A 19,171-nucleotide genomic window follows, 5' to 3' on the forward strand; every position below is an offset into this window, starting at 1 on the left:
GTCCTCGTCGAGGGTGCAGGTGGCGGTGATCTCGAAGGGGTCGGTGACCTCGACGGCGTGCTCGGAGGCCTCGACGACCTTGTCGACCGTCAGCGAGCCCGTCTCCTCCTCCTCGAAGACGTAGCAGACGGTCCAGTTGCTGACGTCCGCGAGCTGACCACCGTCGGTGAGCGGCGAGATGTAGTTCTGCGGGGACGGCTCGTCCGGCGGGAGGTACGGGGCCTGGTACAGGTTGGCGTCGTTGCTGCCCTTGACCACCACCGCGAGGATCACGACGCCGGCGTCCTCGCCGTCCTCGGTGATCTCGACGTTGACGGCGGTCTTGCCCTGGTACGCGTCGACGTCGCCGGAGTAGGTGTCCACCGTCGCGGAGATGTTCCCGTCGCTGTTGCCGCTCGTCTCCCCGGTGAGCTCCATCGCATCGGGGAACCCCGCCTCGGCGCAGGAGTTGACGTTGCCCGGGAGGACCGTCGCGCGGGGATCGGAGGAGTCGTCGAGGTGCTCGTCCGCCGTGACCGGTGCCGCAGCGGCGATCGAGAGTCCGATCGCCGCCGCGGCGACCGCGCCGATCCGTCTGATGCTGATGCTGACCATGATCCGAACCCCCGTGTCCGTACTCCTGCGATCTTCTCGGAGTGTAGATCTCGGGGGCCGGCGGACGGCAGGGTATTCACCCCTGGGCGGGACGCGTCATCGACAGCACGTCGAGGGCCTCGTCGAGCTGGGCCTCGGTGACCTCGCCGCGCTCGACGAACCCGAGCGCCACCACGGCCTCGCGGACCGTGATGCCCTCGGCCACGGCCTTCTTGGCGACCTTCGCGGCGGCCTCGTAGCCGATGACGCGGTTCAGCGGCGTGACGATCGACGGGGAGGACTCGGCGAAGGCGCGCGCCTTGTCCACGTTGGCCGTCAGACCGGTCACCGTCTTGTCCGCGAGCACGCGCGAGGCGTTGGACAGCAGGCGGATCGACTCGAGCACGCCCTGGGCGATGACCGGGATCTGCACGTTGAGCTCGAACGATCCCGTCGCCCCCGCCCACGCGACCGTCGCGTCGTTGCCGACCACGCGCGCCGCGACCATGAGCACGGCCTCGGGGATGACCGGGTTGACCTTGCCCGGCATGATCGAGCTGCCCGGCTGCAGGTCCGGGATGGCGATCTCGCCGAGCCCGGTGTTCGGGCCGGACCCCATCCAGCGCAGGTCGTTGCAGATCTTGGTCACCGACACGGCGATGGTGCGCAGCGCCCCGGAGAGCTCGACCAGGCCGTCGCGGGCCGACTGCGCCTCGAAGTGGTCGCGCGCCTCGGTCAGGGGCAGGCCCGTGTCCTCGCGCAGCAGCTCGATGACGCGCTGCGGGAACCCGGCCGGGGTGTTGATGCCGGTGCCGACGGCGGTGCCGCCTAGGGGGACCTCCGCGGCGCGGGGGAGCGCGGCCTCGACCCGCTCGATGCCGTAGCGGATCGCGGCGGCGTACCCGCCGAACTCCTGGCCGAGCGTGACGGGCGTGGCGTCCATCAGGTGCGTGCGGCCCGACTTCACGACCCCGGCGTACTCCTCGGCCTTCGCACCCAGCGCGTCGGCGAGGTGCTGCAGCGCGGGGATCAGGTCGCGGACGACGCCGGCCGTGGCGGCCACGTGCACCGAGGTGGGGAACACGTCGTTCGAGGACTGCGAGGCGTTGACGTGGTCGTTCGGGTGCACGTCTCGGCCCAGCGAACGGGTCGCCAGCGTCGCGAGCACCTCGTTGGTGTTCATGTTCGACGAGGTGCCCGACCCCGTCTGGAAGACGTCCACCGGGAAGTGCTCGTCGAGCTCGCCCGAGGCGACCTGGTCGGCCGCGGCGGCGATGGCGTCCGCCACGTCGCGGTCGAGCACCCCCAGCTCGGCGTTGGTCAGGGCGGCGGCCTTCTTGACCCGGGCGAGCGCCTCGATGTGACTGCGCTCCAGCGGCGTGCCGGAGATCGGGAAGTTCTCCACGGCGCGCTGGGTCTGGGCGCGGTAGAGGGCGTGGGCGGGCACGCGCACCTCGCCCATCGTGTCGTGCTCGATGCGGTACTCGGTCGCGGGCGCGTCGGCGCTACCGGCGGCGGTGTCGGAAGTCATGCGTCTATGGTGCCGCACCCGGCACCGCCGCCGTGCGTGAGAGGTGTCACGCGCTCAGCGCAGCGGCTCCTCGCCCACGTCGCCGGCGACCTCGATGAGCCGCGCCGAGCCCTCGGCGAGGTCGTACTCGACGCCCACGATCGCCACACGCCCCTCGTTCACGGCGGCGTCGAGCGCCCGCGAGTAGCCCCGCAGGGTCTCGACCGTGTGCCGCACGTGGGCGGTCCGCAGGCGGTCGGCCAGCACCCGCTCGTCCTCCTCCTGGTCGGCCGGGCCGGTCAGCTCGGCGATCGAGGGGATCACCTTGTCGACCACCGAGCGGACGAACCCCGGCGGGTGCTCACCCGTGCGCAGGGTGTGCGCCGTGGCGCCGACGGCCCCGCACGAGTCGTGGCCGAGGACCACGATCAGCGGGGCACCGAGCACCTCGACGCCGTACTCGATCGAGCCCAGCACCGTGGTGTCCACGACGTGTCCCGCCGTGCGCACCACGAACACGTCGCCGAGGCCCTGGTCGAAGACGAACTCCGCCGCCACGCGCGAGTCGGAGCACCCGAAGACCACCGTGTGCGGGTGCTGGGCGGCGGTGAGCTCGGCGCGCCGGACGGACATCGGCGACCTCTCGGCCGGCTGGTCGTGGACGAAGCGCTCGTTGCCGGCACGCAGCGAGGCCCAGGCTTCCTTGGGGGTCATGCATCCTCCAGGTCGTCGATCCACGGCGGGTTCGCCCCCGCACGTGACACGGTCACGGCCGCCACGGCGGCGCAGCGCGAGAGCAGCCGCTCGACCGTGGCGTGGTCGATCGTAGCCAGCGCCTCACGGCGGTCGGCCCCGAGCAGGTCGGCCGACCACAGGCCGTCGAGCAGGGCCCCCATGAACGAGTCCCCGGCGCCGACCGTGTCCACGACCTGGACCGGCCGGGACGGCACGTGCACCTCGCCCGTCGCGGTGACGGCCGTGGAGCCCTCCCCGCCGAAGGTGACCACGACGAGGGCCGCCCCGAGCTCGTGCACCCAGCCGCGCGCGACGTCCAGCGGGGCGGTCTCGGGTGCCAGCCACGCGAGGTCCTCGTCGCTGACCTTGACGACGTCGGCCAGCCGCACGAACGACTCGACCCGTTCCCGCGCCGAGGCCGCGTCGCCCATGAGCACGGGCCGGGCGTTCGGGTCGTAGGTGATGGTCGACGTCGCGCGCGCGGCCTCGACGACGGCCCGCACGTCCGCGGCACCGGGTTCCAGCACCGCGCCGATCGAGCCGGTGTGCACGGCCAGCGTCCCGGCGTCGGCCCGCGTCCCGGCCGGTACCCGCCACTCGAGGTCGAAGTCGTAGGTCGCCGTCCCGGCGGCGTCCAGCGTGGCCCGGGCCACCGAGGTCCGTGTCGCGGCGTCGCTGCCCGGCGTCACCGTGACGCCCGAGGCGGCGAGCCAGGACCGGACCGTCTCGCCCCGGTCGTCCCGACCGATCCAGGTGGCCAGGCGGGCGTCGCGGCCGAGTCGTCCGAGCGTGAGCGCGACGTTGGCCAGCGAACCGCCGGGGTGCTCGGTGCGCGTCCCGTCCGGCCGCTCGACGACGTCGACCAGCGCCTCGCCGACGGCGAGCACGTGCGACGTCATCGGCCCTCACCGTCCGACGACGCGGCCTCGGCGCTCGTGGCGGACTGCGCGGCGGCGAGCCGCTCGCGCGCCCCGTCGAGCCACTCCTGGCAGCGGGCGGCCAGCGCCTCCCCGCGCTCCCACAGGGCGAGCGACGTCTCGAGCGGTTCGCCGCCGGCTTCCAGCCGGGTGACGACCCGGACGAGCTCGTCCCGCGCCTGCTCGTACGACAGGGTGCCGACGTCGGGGGCGTCGGTCGGTCCGTGGGTGGGATCTGCGTCGGTCACGAGGACAGTCAACCGCACGTCCCCGACATCGCGCCCGGCGGGTCCGGGGAGCGGATGGCCGGTCTGCCGGCACCGAAATCCGGTTGCCGTGACGGGCCCCGGCGACGGACGATCCGGACATGGGTCATCTGGAGGTGGCGCACGTGGACCACGTGCTGCCCGACGGACGTGCGCTGCTCGACGACGTGTCCTTCCGCGTCGGGGAGGGCAGCACGACCGCGCTGGTCGGCCCGAACGGGGCCGGCAAGACCACTTTGCTGCGCATCCTGACCGGCGCCACCCGCCCCGACGGCGGCACGGTGACCGTCAGCGGCGGGCTCGGGGTGATGGCCCAGTTCGTCGGCTCGGTGCGGGACACCACGACCGTGCGCCAGCTCCTGGCGTCCGTCGCACCGGAACGGATCCGGCAGGCCGCCCGCGCGGTGGAGACCGCGGAGGACGAGCTGCTCGCCGTCGACGACGAGGCGGCGCAGATGCGCTACGCCCAGGCGCTCGCCGACTGGGCGGAGGTGCGGGGCTACGAGGCCGAGACGCTGTGGGACGTGTGCACCACGGCGGCCCTCGGGATCCCGTTCGAGCGGGCGCAGTGGCGGGAGGTGCGCACGTTGTCCGGCGGCGAGCAGAAGCGGCTCGTCCTCGAGGCGCTGCTGCGCGGGCCGGACGAGGTGCTGCTGCTCGACGAGCCGGACAACTACCTGGACGTCCCCGGCAAGCGGTGGCTGGAGGACCAGCTGCGGGCGACCCGCAAGACGGTGCTGCTGGTCTCCCACGACCGGGAGCTGCTGGCCGGGGTCGCCGACCGCATCGTGGCCCTCGAACCCGGCGCGGACGGCTCCGAGGCGTGGGTCCACGGGGGTGGGTTCGCGACGTTCCACGCCGCGCGCCGCGAGCGGTTCGCCCGGTTCGAGGAGCTGCGGCGGCGGTGGGACGAGAAACACGCGCAGCTCACCAAGCTCGTGCTCACGCTGCGGCAGGCGGCCGCGAACAGCCCGGACATGGCCTCTCGCTACCGGGCGGCCCAGACGCGCCTGCGCAAGTTCACCGAGGCCGGCCCGCCGCCCGAGCCGCCCCGGGAGCAGGAGGTCCGGATGCGGCTGCGTGGCGGCCGGACGGGGACCCGGGCCGTCACCTGCGAGGCGCTCGGGCTCACCGGCCTGATGCAGCCGTTCGACCTCGAGGTCTTCTACGGCGAGCGGGTCGCGGTGCTGGGGTCCAACGGGTCCGGGAAGTCGCACTTCCTACGGCTCCTGGCCGGCGCCGACGTCGCGCACACGGGGGAGTGGCGGCTCGGCGCGCGCGTGGTCCCCGGGCACTTCGCGCAGACGCACGCCCACCCGGAGCTCGCGGGCCGCACGCTGGTGGACGTGCTGTGGGCCGACCACGCGCAGGACCGCGGCGCGGCCATGTCGGCGCTGCGGCGCTACGAGCTCCACGGTGCCGCGGACCGTCCGTTCGACCGGTTGTCCGGCGGGCAGCAGGCGCGCTTCCAGATCCTGCAGCTCGAGCTGGGCGGCTGCACCGCGCTGCTGCTCGACGAGCCGACCGACAATCTCGACCTCGCCAGCGCGGACGCGCTGCAGGAGGGGCTGGAGGCGTTCGAGGGCACGGTCCTTGCGGTCACGCACGACCGCTGGTTCGCCCGCGGCTTCGACCGGTTCCTCGTGTTCGGCGCGGACGGCCGGGTGCGCGAGACCCTCGAGCCGGTCTGGGACGAGGACCGCGTCGAACGCGTCCGCTGACCCCGCACGCGTTGCCCACGACCACGCGGGCAGGTGGGTGAGTCAGGGCGAGGTGGAGGTGACCTCGGCGTCGAGCGCGCCCACGGCGAGCCGGACGTGCACGGGATCACCGGCGGCGACCTCGTCCGCGGCACGCACCACCGCACCGTCGGCACGCTGCACGACGGCGTACCCGCGGTCGAGCGTGGAGGCCGGCGAGAGGGCGCGAACCTGTGCGGCGAGCCGGCCGACGTCGCCGGACGCCGTCAGCAGGGCCGCGCGCAGCAGGTGACGGGCGTGCCGCACGTGCTCGGCGACCTCGGTCGCGCGACCGTCGAGCATCGACTCCGGCCGGGCCAGGACCGGCCGGGAGCGGACGGCGTCGAGACCGTGCTGCTCCCGCTGCAGCATGGCGCGCACCGCGCCCCGCATGCGCTGACGTGCCTGGACGACGCGGTCGCGCTCCTCGGCGACGTCGGGGACCACGCACTTGGCGGCGTCCGTCGGGGTCGAGGCCCGGTGGTCCGCCACCAGGTCGACCAGGGGGGTGTCGGTCTCGTGCCCGATGGCGCTGACCAGCGGCGTCGTGCACGCCGCGACACGCCGGACCAGGGCCTCGTTGCTGAACGGCAGCAGGTCCTCGACCGACCCGCCGCCGCGCGCCAGGATGATCACGTCGACGCTCGGGTCGGCGTCCAGCGCCGCGAGGGCGTCGCCGACCTCCGTCACCGCGTTGACGCCCTGGACCGCCACCTCGCGGATCTCGAAACGGACCTGCGGCCAGCGGGCGCGGGCGTTGACCACGACGTCGTGCTCGGCCTTGGACTCCCGGCCGCACACCAGGCCGACGACGGACGGCAGGAACGGCAGCGGGCGCTTCCGCTCGACGTCGAACAGCCCCTCGGCCGCCAGGACCCGGCGCAGCTGCTCGATCCGGGCGAGCAGCTCGCCGACGCCGACCTGGCGCACGGCGGCGGCTCGGAGGGACATCCGCCCGGCCTTGATCCAGAACTCCGGCTTGGCGTGCACCACGACGTGGTCGCCCACCTGGGGCTTGGCGTCGAGGCCGTCGAACGCCCGGGTGAGCATGTTGACGGGCAACGACGCCTCGACGTCGGTGTCCCGCAGGGTGAGGAACTGCATCCCGGACCCGCGCCGGTAGGTGTGCTCGACGACCTGACCCTCGACCCACACCGGGGACATGCGCGCCACGTAGTCGCGGATCTTGTTCGACAACAGGCGCACGGGCCAGGGCCGCTCGGCGGTCGTCTCGGCGGCCCGCTCGGGCAGCGGCTGGACGTCGTGGCCCGTTCGGTCGGGTCCGGTCGCGTCGGTCACGGCCCCCAGCATGCCCCACGCCACCCACAGCGCTCCTGACGTGGGAGGTCCTGCGGCGTCGGCCGTCACCGACCCTCCACACGGGCCTCCTACACTGTCACCGTGACTGCGACCGCACCGGCCCCCGTCCCCCCGACCTCGACCAAGCGCGTCCTGCTCGCCGCGCCGCGCGGCTACTGCGCCGGCGTCGACCGCGCCGTGGTCGCGGTCGAGAAGGCGCTGGAGAACTACGGCGCCCCTGTGTACGTGCGCAAGGAGATCGTGCACAACAAGCACGTCGTCGAGACGCTGCGCGAACGGGGTGCGATCTTCGTCGAGGAGGCCGACGAGGTCCCGCGCGGGGCCCGCGTGGTCTTCTCCGCCCACGGCGTCTCCCCGGCCGTGCGCGAGTCCGCAGCCTCCCGCGACCTGCAGACCATCGACGCCACCTGCCCGCTGGTGACGAAGGTGCACAAGGAGGCGGTGCGGTTCGCCAAGGCGGACAAGACGATCCTGCTCATCGGCCACGACGGCCACGAGGAGGTCGAGGGCACCGCCGGCGAGGCGCCGGAGCACACCATCGTGGTGAACTCGCCCGAGGAGGCCGACGTCGTCGAGGTCCCGGACCCCGACAACGTGGTGTGGCTGTCCCAGACGACGCTGTCCGTCGACGAGACGATGGAGACGGTGCGCCGCCTGCGCGAGCGGTTCCCGAACCTGGCCGACCCGCCCAGCGACGACATCTGCTACGCCACCCAGAACCGCCAGGTGGCGGTCAAGAAGCTCTCCCCGGAGTGCGACCTGGTCATCGTGGTGGGGTCGGCCAACTCGTCGAACTCCGTGCGTCTGGTCGAGGTGGCGCTGGACGCCGGGGCACGCACGTCCTACCGCGTGGACCGGGCCGCCGAGATCCAGGACTCCTGGTTCGAGGGTGTGACCACCGTCGGCGTGACCTCGGGTGCCTCGGTGCCGGAGATCCTCGTCGACGACGTGCTGCGCCAGCTCGCCGAGCGCGGCTACGGCGAGCCCGAGGAGGTGCGCACCGCGACGGAGGACCTGGTGTTCTCGCTGCCGCGCGAGCTGCGCCCGCCCCGCGACGCGCGCCAGCTCCCGATCCAGCCCGCCTGAACCCGGCCACTCCGGTCCGGGACCCGGCCGCGCCTGCCGGGCTCAGCCGGCGGCGGACTCGCCGCGGGGGGTGTCGGCCTGTGCGCGCTGCAGCGCGCGGCGGTCCGTGTCGACGAGGTCCTCGACCGAGTCGCGGTCGTCGTCGATGCTCACCTGGCCGATGCCGACCACGCCGCCCTCCTCGGCGGCGAGCAGCTCCGGCTTGGTGATGGGGCGGGTGGTCTCCTCGAGGCCCTTCATCTCGTCGATCTCGTCCCGCGCGTCGACGACGTCGAGCTCGACCATGCGGCGCGCGGACGTGAGCACGTTGCGTTCCAGCGAGCCGATCATCTTGTTGTAGTTCTTCGTGGCGCCGTCGAGGGACTTGCCCATCTTCGTGACGTGGTCGGTCATCGTCACCAGGCGGGAGTGCAGCTCCTTGCCCACCTTGAGCACGCGCTGGGCGTTGTCGGCCAGGGCCTGCTGGCGCCAGGAGTAGGCCACGGTGCGCAGCAGGGCCAGCAGCGTCACGGGGCTGGCCAGGATGACGTTCTTGCGTGCGGCGTCCTCCATGAGCGCGGGGTCGCGCTCCAGCGCCGCCGACAGGAACGACTCGGCCGGCACGAACATGACGACGAACTCGGGGGCGTTGTCGAACAGGTCCCAGTACCGCTTGGACGCCAGGTCGTCGACGTGCTTGCGCATGTGCCGCACGTGCGCCGCCATGCGCTGGTCGCGCACCGCCGGGTCCTCCGACTGCTGGGCCTCCAGGTAGCCGAGGAACGCGACCTTGGAGTCGACCACGATGTGCTTGCCGCCGGCCAGGTTCACGACGAGGTCGGGGCGCAACGTCTCGCCGTCGTCGTTGGTCGCCTGGACCTGGACGTCGAAGTCGACCTGCTCGATCATGCCCGCGGCCTCGACGACACGCTGGAGCTGCAGCTCGCCCCAGGCGCCGCGCTCCTGCGAGGAGCGCAGGGCGGTCACCAGGTCGCTGGTGCCCTTGCGCAGCTCGCCCGAGACGTCGGCGAGGCTGCGCATGTTCTCGGTGAGACGGGAGTCGAACTCGATGCGCCGCTTCTCCTGCTCGGCCACCTCCGTGCGGACCTTCTCCAGGCTCTGGCCGATCGGGTCGACGAGCGCCTTGAAGGCCTCCTCGCGCTGGGCGAGGGCCTCGTCGTGCCGGACGGTGGACTGCTTGAGGCGCTGCTCGGCCAGCTCCAGGAACTGACGGTTGGAGGACGACAGGGCCTCGCCGGCCAGCGAGCGGAACTGCTGGGCCATGCGCTCCTGGTCACCCTTGACCTCGGCCACCTGGCGCTCGGCCTGCTCGCGCACCGCGGTCACCTCGCGCTGGTGGCGCTGCTCGGCCTCGGCCACCCGACGGTCGCCGTCGCCTCGCGCGAGCTCCACCTGCTCGCGCAGGTGGGCGATCTCGCGGCGCGCTCCCTCGAGCTCGCTGTGCAGGCGGACGGTCTCGATCTCCTCGGAGCGGTTCCGTCCGACGGCCCGCGAGGAGTGCCAGAGCCACCCGAGCACCACCCCCACCGCGAGGGTGCCGAGTGCGAGCAGCAGAGCGGTCGTCGTCTCCATGCACGCCAGGCTGCCACGGCCCACCGACACCGCGAGGACGACCCACCGTGAGCAGGTGCGACGGAGGGCTACGGTGGGGCCGTGACGCATCCCGCCGTGCCCCCCGACACCACCGCGGCCCTCAGCCTGCGGGGCCTGTGGAAGCGGTTCGGCCAGAAGATCGCCGTGGCCGGGATCGACCTGGAAGTGCCCGCCGGGTCGTTCTACGGGCTCGTCGGGCCCAACGGCGCAGGCAAGACGACGGCGCTGTCGATGGCCACCGGTCTCCTGCGACCGGACTTCGGGACGGCGCACGTGCTCGGCGTCGACCTGTGGGCCGAACCGGACCGGGCCAAACCCCTGCTCGGGGTGCTGCCGGACGGTCTGCGGCTCTTCGACCGCCTCACCGGCGCCCAGCTGCTGACCTACGCCGGGCTGCTGCGCGGCCTCGACCGCGACACCGTGGCCCGGCGCAGCGAGGACCTGCTCGCGGCGATGGACCTCGCCGCCGACCGCGACACCCTCGTGGTCGACTACTCCGCGGGCATGACCAAGAAGATCGCGCTGGCCGGCGCGATGATCCACGCGCCGCGCGTGCTGGTGCTCGACGAACCGTTCGAGGCCGTCGACCCGGTCAGCGCGGCCAACATCCGCGACATCCTGCGGCGCTACGCCGACGACGGCGGCACCGTGGTCGTCTCCAGCCATGTCATGGACCTCGTGCAGCGCACGTGCACGCACGTGGCGGTCATCGCGGGTGGTCACGTGCTCGACGCCGGCACCGTCGACGCCGTGCGCGCCGGGCAGAGCCTGGAGGACCGGTTCGTCGACCTGGTCGGGGGCCGCAAGGAGTCGGAGGGGCTGGAGTGGTTGCGCACCTCGTCCGACTCAAGCTGACCCTGCTCGGCAACACCCTGCGCCGCAGCGTGTGGCACACCATCGGGCTCGTGGTGGCGACGCTGTACGGGCTGTCTCTGGTGTTCCTCGGCGTGGGCGCCGCGGTCGTGGGCGGCCGGGCCGACCCGGTGCTGACCGGGCAGTTCGTGACGCTGGTGGGCTCCGTCGTCGTGCTGGGCTGGTGGGTCGTGCCGCTGTTCGCCTACGGGCTGGACGCGACGCTCGACCCCCTCCGGTTCACGACCTACGCGATCCCGCGCCGGCAGCTCGTCGCGGGGCTGGCCGCGGCCGCGCTCGTCTCGGTGCCGGCCCTGGTCACGTCCCTCGCCGCCCTCGGGGTCTCCTTCGCCTGGGCCTCCGACCCGGTCGCGCTGGTCGCTGCGCTCGCGGGCGCCGTCCTGGGGGTCGGGCTGTGCGTCGTCGGGGCGCGGGCCTCCACGGCGCTCTGCGCGCCGTTGCTGGAGTCGCGGCGCTACCGCGAGGTCCTCATGGTCGTCGCGGTGATCCCGCTGCTGGCGATCGGTCCCTTCTTCGCCTGGCTGTCGTCGAGGACCGCCGCACGGGGCGAGGTGACGGTCGGTCCTGACGAGCTCGTGCCGTCGGCCCTGGCGCCGGCGGCACGCGTCCTCGCCTGGACGCCGTTCGGGGCGCCCTGGTCGATCCCGGCGGCGGTGCACGACGGCGCGTGGGGACTCGCCGGCGCGCGGGTGGCCGTCGCGGCGGGGACCCTGGCGCTGCTCGCCGTGATCTGGGACCGGGCGCTGGCCCGGGCGCTGGTCAGCCCGCGCGGAGGTGCCGCCGCGGGAACGGCCCGGGGGCTCGGATGGTTCGGCCGGCTGCCCGCGACCCCCATGGGCGCCGTCGCGGCGCGGTGCGCCACCTACTGGCTGCGGGACCCGCGGTACGCGACGTCGCTGGCGGTCGTCCCGCTGCTCCCGGTGGTCCTCGTGGTCGTCGGAGTCTCCAGCGGGTCGGGTGCCGGGCTGCTCGTGCTCGTGGTCCCGGTCGTGGCGTTCGTCCTCGGCTTCGCGGTGTCGAACGACGTCGGCTACGACAACACCGCCTTCGCGCTGCACGTGGCGACCGGTGTGCCGGGCCGCGCCGACCGCTGGGGGCGCATGCTGCCGGTGCTGGCGCTCGGTGTCCCGCTCGTGGCCGCGCTGTCCGTCACGAGTGCCGGGGTCGCCGGGCGGTGGGATCTGCTGCCCGCGTTGCTCGGCGGCGGCCTCGGGGTGCTCGGAGCCACGCTGGGCACCTCCAGCGTGGCCTCGGCGCGCCTCGTCTATCCCGTACCGAGACCGGGCGAGAGCCCTTTCCGGACGCCGCAGGGCGCGACCGTGGCGACGCTGGTGGCGCAGATGGCCGCGGTCGCCGTCATCGTGGCCCTGCTCCTGCCGACCGTGGGAGCGGGTGTCGCGGCAGCCGTCACCGGGGCCGGAGCATGGTGGTGGGCCACCGGCGTCGTCGGCGTCGCCACCGGCGGGGCCGCCGTCGTCGTCGGTGCGCGGTGGGGCGCCCGCGTGTACGAGCGGCGTCTACCCGAGCTGTTGTCGCAGGTCAAGAACTTCGCCTGACGACCCCCGCGCTCGGGCGTGTCGGGTCGACCTGGAAGAATGGGTGTCGTGAATCCCGAGAACGACCGACCTTCCGTGACGCTGCCCGAGGGCTGGACGGTGGTGGTTCCGGACCTTGCCGACGTGCCCCGGCTGGGCGAGCTCCGGGCGCTGCAGGCCGCTCCGCACACCGGATCCGACACCGCCGACACCGCCCAGATCGAGAACGAGATCGCCGGCGCCGCCTCCTGGACGCGGCGCCACCTGGCGATCAAGGACCCCGACGGCGTGATCCGCGCCTGGGCCCACGCCCACGACCGCGCGGCCGGCCGCAGCGTGCTGGGCATCGAGATCGACCGCTCGCTGCCCGAGGGCACGCAGGACCTGCTCGCGGCCTGGTGCTACGCCGAGCTCGCCCAGATCGGGCGAGAGATGGCCCAGCTCCGCGGCGAGTCCACCACCCAGCTCGACGCCGGTGCCTTCGCCGGGGACGACCGGTTGCGCGGCTGGCTCACCGACGCCGGGTTCCGGCACGTGCGCACCTGGTGGCAGATGTCGCGTCCGGTCACGCCCGCCGACGCCGAGCCAGGGGCCTTCCCGGACCCGAAGCCCGGCGTGTCGATCCGGCGGGTGGCCCAGCACGACAACGGCATGCCCGTCGCCGAGGACCTCAACGCCGTCCACCAGGTGCTCGAGACCGCGTTCACGGACCACTTCAACTCCTACCAGGAGTACTTCACGGAGTTCGTGCAGCGGCTGCGCGAGGACCCCGGGCACCGCTGGGACCACTGGTGGCTCGCCTGCCTCGACGTCCCGGAGGACCCGGAGGCCGAGGAGTTCCCCGCCGGCGCGCTGGTGGGGTCCGAGCTGGCGCCGGACGACTCCGGGGTGCGGGGCACCTACGTCGACTACATCGGTGCGCTCGCCGAGGCGCGGGGCCGGGGAGTCGCGACCGCCCTGCTGTACGCGGTGATCGCCGACGCCGCCTCCCGCGGGCGCAACCGGGTCGGCCTGGAGGTCGACGCGGACAGCCCCACCGGTGCCGAGTCGCTGTACACCAAGCTGGGCTGGCGCACGAAGTACGTCACCGAGTCCTGGCACCGGGACATCTCGGTCGACTGACGCGGTCCTCCCCGGGGATCGACCCGTCCGGACCGGGATCGACCCGCCGTCGATCCCGGCCCCGAGGGGTCGATCTCACAGGGGACGGGCCCCGCGTGGCGCGTAGGATGGGCCGACGTGGCACTCACTATCGGCATCGTCGGCCTGCCCAACGTCGGCAAGTCCACGCTCTTCAACGCACTGACCCGGAACTCCGCGCTCGCGGCGAACTACCCGTTCGCGACGATCGAGCCCAACGTCGGGGTGGTCCCGCTGCCCGACGAGCGGCTGGGCAAGCTGGCCGAGATCTTCTCCTCGGACCGGGTGCTGCCGGCCACGGTGTCGTTCGTCGACATCGCCGGCATCGTCAAGGGCGCCTCCGAGGGCGAGGGCCTGGGCAACCAGTTCCTGGCCAACATCCGCGAGGCCGACGCGATCTGCCAGGTGACCCGCGCCTTCGACGACGGTGACGTCATCCGCGTCGAGGGCTCCACCGACGCCTCCGGCGACATCGAGACCATCTCCACCGAGCTCATCCTGGCCGACCTCCAGACGCTCGAGAAGGCGCTGCCGCGCATGGAGAAGGAGGTCAAGATCAAGAAGGGCGACCCCGTCCTCTACGCCGCGGCGAAGAAGGCCCAGGAGATCCTCGAGGAGGGCACCACCCTCTTCCAGGGTGCGGCCGCCGCCGGCCTCGACCTCGCCGAGGTGGCCCCGCTGCAGCTCATGACGGCCAAGCCGTTCATCTACGTCTTCAACACCGACGACGCCGGGCTGGCCGACGAGGCCATGCAGGCCAAGATGCGCGAGCTCGTCGCCCCGGCCGAGGCGATCTTCCTGGACGCCAAGTTCGAGGCCGAGCTCGTCGAGCTCGAGCCGGACGAGGCCGCGGAGATGCTTGCCGAGACCGGCCAGGAGGAGTCCGGTCTGGACCAGCTCGCCCACGTCGGCTTCGACACGCTGGGCCTGCAGACGTACCTGACCGCCGGGCCCAAGGAGGCCCGGGCGTGGACGATCCGCAAGGGCTGGACCGCCCCGCAAGCCGCCGGCGTCATCCACACCGACTTCGAGCGCGGCTTCATCAAGGCCGAGGTCATCTCCTTCGAGGACCTCGTCGAGGCCGGTTCCGTCGCCGCCGTGAAGGCCGCGGGCAAGGCGCGTGTCGAGGGCAAGGACTACGTCATGCGCGACGGCGACGTCGTGGAGTTCCGCTTCAACGTGTGACGGGCTGACGCCACGATCGGCCGAGAGGCTGGTCAGGCAGTGCGACCCCACGGAAGGGGCCAGATCGTCGGGTCTGGCCCCTTCCTTGTGTCCTGGCCCGGGCTGGCAGGGTGCAACGGCACGAGCTCCTCGGTGTGGATGACGTGGGCATGGTGGAGCAGCCGGTCCACGGCCGCGGTGGCCATCCGCGACGGCGTCCTCACGCACAGCGTGCAGGGCGGTACCTGACTGACATCATGGAAAGGTCCGAGGGAACAACAATCCTTGACGGATTCAACTCTTGATGGTGAGAGGTTGTCATGAGCGTGTACCGGGTGATCGACGTGATCGGGACGAGCTCCTCCTCCTGGGAGGACGCTGCGGCAGAGGCCATCAGAACCGCGAAGGGATCGCTGCGTGACATCAGGGTGGCTGAGGTGACCCAGCAGGACGTCGTCATGGGTGATGGCGGGGAACTGGTCTACCGGACCCGGCTCCAGCTGTCGTTCAAGTACGAGTCGGAGTAGCCAGCGCCGGGTATCCGTGAGCCGCTGAGTGTCGCGCGCGGACGTTCACGTCGTCGCACGTCCACGTCGGTACGCCGTCAGCGGCATGACCTCGAGGTGCATCGCCGTCCGCCCGGACTCGGGATCAGGGGCGAACACGACCCGGATCGGGGAGAGCCCGGCGGGCGTCAGGTCGAGGCGGAACGCGAAGGGGTCCTCCGGGTCGTCGGGCGCCAGCTCGACCCCACGGTAGAGGAACGGGACCGGGTGGAGGCAGCGCAGCACGAGCCGGCCCCGGCGGACGAGCACCTGGATCCCGGCCCCGACGACGGAGCGCAGCCGCAGGTCGCCGAGCGCGCCCGGGAGCGTGTACGTGCCGCAGACCTGGTTCCAGACCTCGGGGCGCTGGGCGACGTCGGTCCGCACCGCAGCGGGCGGGACGCCGAGGACCCGCCGGAGCAGCGTGTTGGCCTCGTCGGGGACCCAGAACATGCCCAGCCGTGCCCCGGTCACCACGAGGAAGACGGCGGTCCGTGCGTCGGGGGCGAGGACCAGGACGGAGTCGAAACCGGGGATGATCCCCTGGTGCTCGGCGGTCGGGTGATCGCCCAGGCGCCCGCGGAAGAACGCGAGGCCCATCCCGGGGATCCGCGGGTCCGGCTGGTAGTGCGGCGCGTCCATCTCCGCGACGGTCCCGGGAGCCAGCGCGCGACCGTGCGCGTTCGCTCCGCCGCCGACCAGTGCCTCGGCGTACCGCAGCATGTCGACCGGCGTCGACCAGGCGGCTGCCGCGCCGATGGTGGCCATGTTCGTCACGGGCACCGGGCGGGGCCCCCGCGCCGTCAGGCGGTAGCCGGTGGCCCGCCGCGGGTCCCCGGGCCGGGACTGGTCGAGGTCCGTGCTGGTCATGCCCCACGGCGCGAAGACGTGCTCCGCGAGGTGGTCGGCCAGCGGGGAGCCGGTGACGTCCTCGACGATCTGACCGAGGGTCGCCGGTCCGTGGTTCGTGTAGCAGAACCGGGTGCCGGGCTCGGCCACACCGTGCAGGACACCGCCGTAGTAGTCGCCGAGGGCCGGTGCCGGGACGTCGGCCGGGGTGCTCTCCCCGAAGTCCGGCCGGACCGCGTGACGCAGGGACAGCGACTCGGGGAGCCCGGCGGTGTGGGTCAGGAGCTGCCGCACGGTGATTGGCGCCGGTCCCGGCGGTGCGAGCCGGAAGCTGCGCAGGTAGTCGTTCGCGGGGGCGTCGAGATCGACGAGTCCCCGTTCCACGAGCTGCAGGACGGCGACGCCCGTGAAGGTCTTGGTGATCGACGCGACCCGGAAGGCGGTGTCCGCCGAGACCGGGGAGCCGGTGGCCAGGTCGGCGAGGCCGCTCGTCGCGACCTGCGTCGTCACGCCGTCCTCGACCAGGCCGACGGCGATCCCGACCGCCGCCCGGCGGTGACGGATCGCCTCGACCTCCGCGTCGAGGTCGATCGCCGTGGCTGCCGACATGTCGCCAGGATAGGCAGCGGCGTCGGCACCCGCCCGTGGCGTGGGCGCCCCCGCGCGGGGGTCAGCCGAGGCTCCACCCGCCATCGGTGGCGATCACCGATCCCATGACGTACGACGACTCCGGTGAGGCCAGCCACCACAGCGCCGCGGCCGCCTCGTCGGCACCGCCGAGCCGCTGCGCTGGCACCTCGCGGCGCACGGCCTCCTGGAACTCCGGGTCGGCCACCGTCTCGGGCGGGAAGTAGGAGGGGTTCTCGATGAAGTTCGGGGCGATGCCGTTGACCCGCACACCGCGCCCGGACACCTCCCACGCCACGCTCCGCACGAGAGCGGCCTGGGCGGCGCGCGCCGACTCGTACCCCGCGATCGGGTTCGACGCGGTGCGCAGGGCGGTGGCCGACGTCGGCACGACGATCCAGCCGCGCCCGGCCTCGAGCATCGACGGCAGGCAGGTCGCGAAGATCCAGTACAGCGGCCGCACCAGGCGGGCGTGCAGCTCGTCGACGACCGCGTCGTCGTAGGCGGTCACGGGTGCCACGGTGATCGGGGCCTCGAGGTTCGCGACCACGACGTCGAACGGCCCCTCGGCGGCGACGACCGCCTCGAGGTCGGCGCGCGAACCCAGGGGCTCGCTCAGCGCGGTGACGTCCTCGCCCTCCGCGGTGAACCGCTCGACGGCGGCCGGCCCGAGGAACTCCTCGGCGTCGGTGACCAGGACGCGGCGGGGTGCGTGCGATGCCATCGTCGGAGGCTACGTCCCCACCAGGAGTCCGGCCAGCCGCCACTCGAGCGCTCCGTCGACGGCCCGGCGGGCCTCGAACCCCTGCTCCACGAGCAGCCGGGCGGCGTCGTGGGCCAGGACGCAGTAGCGGCCGCGGCAGCAGGCGACGATCTCCGCGTCCCGGGGCAGCTCGGCCAGCCGCCCGACCAGCTCCTCGACCGGGATGTTGCGGGCACCCGGCAGGTGCGCCGCGTCGAACTCGGCCCGCGGGCGCACGTCGAGCAGCACGGTGTCCGTCTCTGCGAGCCGGCGCCGCAGCTCGGCGGTGCCGACGGCCTCGGTGTCGTCCGGGCCCAGGTACGTCCGCCGGGCGGCGTCGGTCTGCGGGCGCCGGTCCTGGGCGACCTGGCGCAGTGCGGCCCACAGCGCGGCCACGTCGTCACCGGCCAGGGCGTAGAAGACGCGCTTGCCAACACGTCGCGAGGAGACCAGCCCGGCCTCGCGCAGGGTCTGCAGGTGCGCGGAGCACGTGCTCGTGCCGAGCCCGGCGGTCGCGGCGAGGTCCTCGACGCTGCGGGGTCCCTGGGCCAGCAGGTCGACGAGCTCCAGGCGCCCGGGGTTGCCCAGGGCCTTGCCGACGGCGGCGAACTGCGTGAACAGGGCGTCCTTGGCGCGGCGCTCACCCATGACGTTCCTCCGCGGGATCGGGGCGGTGCAGGGTCTCGTACATGCGCACCGCGACGACGACGCCGGACGCGGCGGTCAGCGCGGCGACGGTCCAGACGGCGGCGCGGACGCCGAGCAGGTCGGCGACGACACCGGCCAGCAGCGCCCCGGCGACGAAGCCTCCGTCACGCCAGAGCCGGTAGACGCCGACGGCGCGGGCGCGCCAGGCCGGGTGGGCGACGTCGCCGACGGCGGCGAGAAGCGTGGGGTAGACCAGGGCGGTCCCGGCGCCCAGCAGCACGGCCGCCACGGCCCAGGCCGTGAAGTCGTCCGCGACGGCGACGAGGGCGAGGGCGCCGGCCTGGAGCCACATCCCCGCGACGATCATCGGCTTGCGGCCCCAGCGGTCGGACAGGGCGCCGGTGACGAGCTGGCCGGCGCCCCACACGGCGGGGTAGAGCGCGGCGAGCACACCGATCCGCCCGACGGACAGGCCGGCCCCCGCGAAGAGGATCGGGAAGAGGCCCCAGGCGAGCCCGTCGTTGAGGTTGTTGACGAGCCCGGCCTGGCTGGCCGACGACAGGGCGCGCTCGCGGAAGCTGGTCTGGGTGAAGACCTGGCGGTCGGTGAGTCCCGCGTGCAGGTGGTCGTGGCGGCCGTCGGGTCGCGGTACGTGGTGGGCCGCCTCGAGGCGGGCGTGGTCGCGGGTCTCGCGCACGAGCAGCGTGGACAGGCCGAGGCCGACGGCAGCGAAGGCGATGCCGAGCAGGAACGGTGCGGGGCGCAGCCCGTAGGCCTCCGCCAGGTACCCGGTGGCCAGCGCGGTGACGGCGACCGCGGCGTACCCGGCCGCCTCGTTGAACCCCATGGCCAGGCCGCGGCGGGCGGGTCCCACGAGGTCGATCTTCATCACCACCGTGGTGGACCAGGTCAGGCCCTGGCTGACGCCGAGCAGGACGTTCGCGACGATCACCCAGCCCCACGTCGGTGCCCAGATGAGCAGCAGCGGCACCGGGAGGGCCACGAGCCACCCGGCGACCAGCACGGGCTTGCGCCCCCAGCGGTCGGCCCAGGTGCCCGCGACGTAGTTGACGGCGGCCTTGGACAGGCCGAACACCGCGATGAACGTCAGGCCGGCGGTGTAGGCGCGCAGCCCGAACTCCTGCTCCCCGAGCAGGGGCAGGACGGTGCGCTCCTGGCCGAGCATGCCGCCGACGAGCGCGTTGACCGCGACGAGCAGGGCGAACTGCGGCGCGTTCTGGCGCAGCCCGAGACGGATCGGGAGGGTTGACCGTGCCGGGGAGGTGGGGGTGCTCATGCCTCGTGCTTC

General features: G+C 73.3%; 18 protein-coding genes. 7 read left to right on the plus strand and 11 right to left on the minus strand.

Going from position 1 to position 19,171, the window contains the following annotated elements:
- From Q6347_RS09275 to Q6347_RS09295, 5 genes are all read right to left on the minus strand, one after another.
- Positions 1 to 594 (minus strand): hypothetical protein (locus Q6347_RS09275; RefSeq protein WP_304607201.1); only part of this gene is annotated, 594 nt, incomplete at its 3' end.
- Between the two features lie 76 nt (positions 595 to 670).
- Positions 671 to 2,104, minus strand: coding sequence for an aspartate ammonia-lyase (locus Q6347_RS09280; RefSeq protein ID WP_304607202.1), 1,434 nt, complete (start codon positions 2,102 to 2,104; stop codon positions 671 to 673).
- A gap of 54 nt (positions 2,105 to 2,158) precedes the next feature.
- A complete protein-coding gene (locus Q6347_RS09285; RefSeq protein ID WP_304603429.1) occupies positions 2,159 to 2,797 on the minus strand; it encodes a carbonic anhydrase in 639 nt (212 codons plus the stop codon).
- Complete coding sequence (locus Q6347_RS09290) at positions 2,794 to 3,717, minus strand: carbohydrate kinase (RefSeq protein ID WP_304603430.1); 924 nt, start codon at positions 3,715 to 3,717, stop codon at positions 2,794 to 2,796. Before Q6347_RS09290 ends, Q6347_RS09285 begins: the two co-directional genes overlap by 4 nt.
- Positions 3,714 to 3,983 (minus strand): exodeoxyribonuclease VII small subunit, encoded by a 270-nt coding sequence (locus tag Q6347_RS09295; RefSeq protein ID WP_304603431.1) that lies wholly within the window; start codon positions 3,981 to 3,983, stop codon positions 3,714 to 3,716. Before Q6347_RS09295 ends, Q6347_RS09290 begins: the two co-directional genes overlap by 4 nt.
- A gap of 119 nt (positions 3,984 to 4,102) precedes the next feature.
- On the opposite strand from Q6347_RS09295, the gene Q6347_RS09300 reads away from it, so the two are divergent.
- A complete protein-coding gene (locus Q6347_RS09300) occupies positions 4,103 to 5,722 on the plus strand; it encodes an ABC-F family ATP-binding cassette domain-containing protein (RefSeq protein ID WP_304603432.1) in 1,620 nt (539 codons plus the stop codon).
- A gap of 42 nt (positions 5,723 to 5,764) precedes the next feature.
- On the opposite strand, the gene xseA is transcribed toward Q6347_RS09300, so the two are convergent.
- Complete coding sequence (gene xseA, locus Q6347_RS09305; RefSeq protein WP_369810843.1) at positions 5,765 to 7,051, minus strand: exodeoxyribonuclease VII large subunit; 1,287 nt, start codon at positions 7,049 to 7,051, stop codon at positions 5,765 to 5,767.
- Positions 7,052 to 7,141: 90 nt separating this feature from the next.
- Between xseA and Q6347_RS09310 the strand changes: the two genes are divergently transcribed.
- Positions 7,142 to 8,146, plus strand: a complete 1,005-nt coding sequence (locus Q6347_RS09310; protein WP_171247851.1) for a 4-hydroxy-3-methylbut-2-enyl diphosphate reductase — start codon at positions 7,142 to 7,144, stop codon at positions 8,144 to 8,146.
- Between the two features lie 42 nt (positions 8,147 to 8,188).
- Here the strand turns inward: Q6347_RS09310 and Q6347_RS09315 are convergent, their stop codons facing one another.
- A complete protein-coding gene (locus Q6347_RS09315; RefSeq protein WP_304607204.1) occupies positions 8,189 to 9,718 on the minus strand; it encodes a DNA recombination protein RmuC in 1,530 nt (509 codons plus the stop codon).
- An 81-nt stretch (positions 9,719 to 9,799) separates the two neighbouring features.
- Here Q6347_RS09315 and Q6347_RS09320 point away from each other — a divergent pair, with 81 nt between their 5' ends.
- The 5 genes from Q6347_RS09320 (at position 9,800) to Q6347_RS09340 (ending at position 14,978) form a co-directional block, all read left to right on the plus strand.
- Complete coding sequence (locus Q6347_RS09320) at positions 9,800 to 10,594, plus strand: ABC transporter ATP-binding protein (RefSeq protein WP_304607205.1); 795 nt, start codon at positions 9,800 to 9,802, stop codon at positions 10,592 to 10,594.
- Positions 10,564 to 12,168, plus strand: coding sequence for a hypothetical protein (locus Q6347_RS09325; protein WP_304603437.1), 1,605 nt, complete (start codon positions 10,564 to 10,566; stop codon positions 12,166 to 12,168). Before Q6347_RS09320 ends, Q6347_RS09325 begins: the two co-directional genes overlap by 31 nt.
- 48 nt (positions 12,169 to 12,216) lie before the next feature.
- Positions 12,217 to 13,269, plus strand: coding sequence for a GNAT family N-acetyltransferase (locus Q6347_RS09330; protein ID WP_304603438.1), 1,053 nt, complete (start codon positions 12,217 to 12,219; stop codon positions 13,267 to 13,269).
- Positions 13,270 to 13,386: 117 nt separating this feature from the next.
- The gene (gene ychF, locus Q6347_RS09335; protein WP_171247846.1) at positions 13,387 to 14,472 is read left to right on the plus strand and encodes a redox-regulated ATPase YchF; all 1,086 of its coding nucleotides are present in this window, start codon (positions 13,387 to 13,389) and stop codon (positions 14,470 to 14,472) included.
- Between the two features lie 314 nt (positions 14,473 to 14,786).
- Positions 14,787 to 14,978: a dodecin family protein gene (locus Q6347_RS09340; RefSeq protein ID WP_304603439.1), complete on the plus strand. Its 192-nt coding sequence runs from the start codon at positions 14,787 to 14,789 to the stop codon at positions 14,976 to 14,978.
- Positions 14,979 to 15,023: 45 nt separating this feature from the next.
- On the opposite strand, the gene Q6347_RS09345 is transcribed toward Q6347_RS09340, so the two are convergent.
- The 4 genes from Q6347_RS09345 to Q6347_RS09360 form a co-directional block, all read right to left on the minus strand.
- Positions 15,024 to 16,454: a serine hydrolase gene (locus tag Q6347_RS09345; protein WP_304607206.1), complete on the minus strand. Its 1,431-nt coding sequence runs from the start codon at positions 16,452 to 16,454 to the stop codon at positions 15,024 to 15,026.
- Between the two features lie 61 nt (positions 16,455 to 16,515).
- Positions 16,516 to 17,196: an SDR family oxidoreductase gene (locus Q6347_RS09350; RefSeq protein ID WP_304603441.1), complete on the minus strand. Its 681-nt coding sequence runs from the start codon at positions 17,194 to 17,196 to the stop codon at positions 16,516 to 16,518.
- A 9-nt stretch (positions 17,197 to 17,205) separates the two neighbouring features.
- A complete protein-coding gene (locus Q6347_RS09355; RefSeq protein ID WP_304603442.1) occupies positions 17,206 to 17,862 on the minus strand; it encodes a metalloregulator ArsR/SmtB family transcription factor in 657 nt (218 codons plus the stop codon).
- On the minus strand, positions 17,855 to 19,159 hold the full coding sequence (locus tag Q6347_RS09360; RefSeq protein WP_304603443.1) for an MFS transporter: 1,305 nt from the start codon (positions 19,157 to 19,159) through the stop codon (positions 17,855 to 17,857). The genes Q6347_RS09355 and Q6347_RS09360 overlap by 8 nt, the downstream gene beginning before the upstream one ends.
- Positions 19,160 to 19,171: the final 12 nt, after the last annotated feature.

It is taken from the genome of Isoptericola sp. b408 (assembly GCF_030588085.1).
Classification (GTDB): domain Bacteria; phylum Actinomycetota; class Actinomycetes; order Actinomycetales; family Cellulomonadaceae; genus Isoptericola; species Isoptericola sediminis.

Coding starts and splice junctions, on each gene's coding strand:
- Q6347_RS09280 (WP_304607202.1), bottom strand. CDS start 2,104: ATGACTTCCGACACCGCCGCCGGTAGCGCCGACGCGCCCGCGACCGAG.
- Q6347_RS09285 (WP_304603429.1), bottom strand. CDS start 2,797: ATGACCCCCAAGGAAGCCTGGGCCTCGCTGCGTGCCGGCAACGAGCGC.
- Q6347_RS09290 (WP_304603430.1), bottom strand. CDS start 3,717: ATGACGTCGCACGTGCTCGCCGTCGGCGAGGCGCTGGTCGACGTCGTC.
- Q6347_RS09300 (WP_304603432.1), top strand. CDS start 4,103: ATGGGTCATCTGGAGGTGGCGCACGTGGACCACGTGCTGCCCGACGGA.
- xseA (WP_369810843.1), bottom strand. CDS start 7,051: ATGCTGGGGGCCGTGACCGACGCGACCGGACCCGACCGAACGGGCCAC.
- Q6347_RS09315 (WP_304607204.1), bottom strand. CDS start 9,718: ATGGAGACGACGACCGCTCTGCTGCTCGCACTCGGCACCCTCGCGGTG.
- Q6347_RS09345 (WP_304607206.1), bottom strand. CDS start 16,454: ATGTCGGCAGCCACGGCGATCGACCTCGACGCGGAGGTCGAGGCGATC.
- Q6347_RS09350 (WP_304603441.1), bottom strand. CDS start 17,196: ATGGCATCGCACGCACCCCGCCGCGTCCTGGTCACCGACGCCGAGGAG.
- Q6347_RS09355 (WP_304603442.1), bottom strand. CDS start 17,862: ATGGGTGAGCGCCGCGCCAAGGACGCCCTGTTCACGCAGTTCGCCGCC.
- Q6347_RS09360 (WP_304603443.1), bottom strand. CDS start 19,159: ATGAGCACCCCCACCTCCCCGGCACGGTCAACCCTCCCGATCCGTCTC.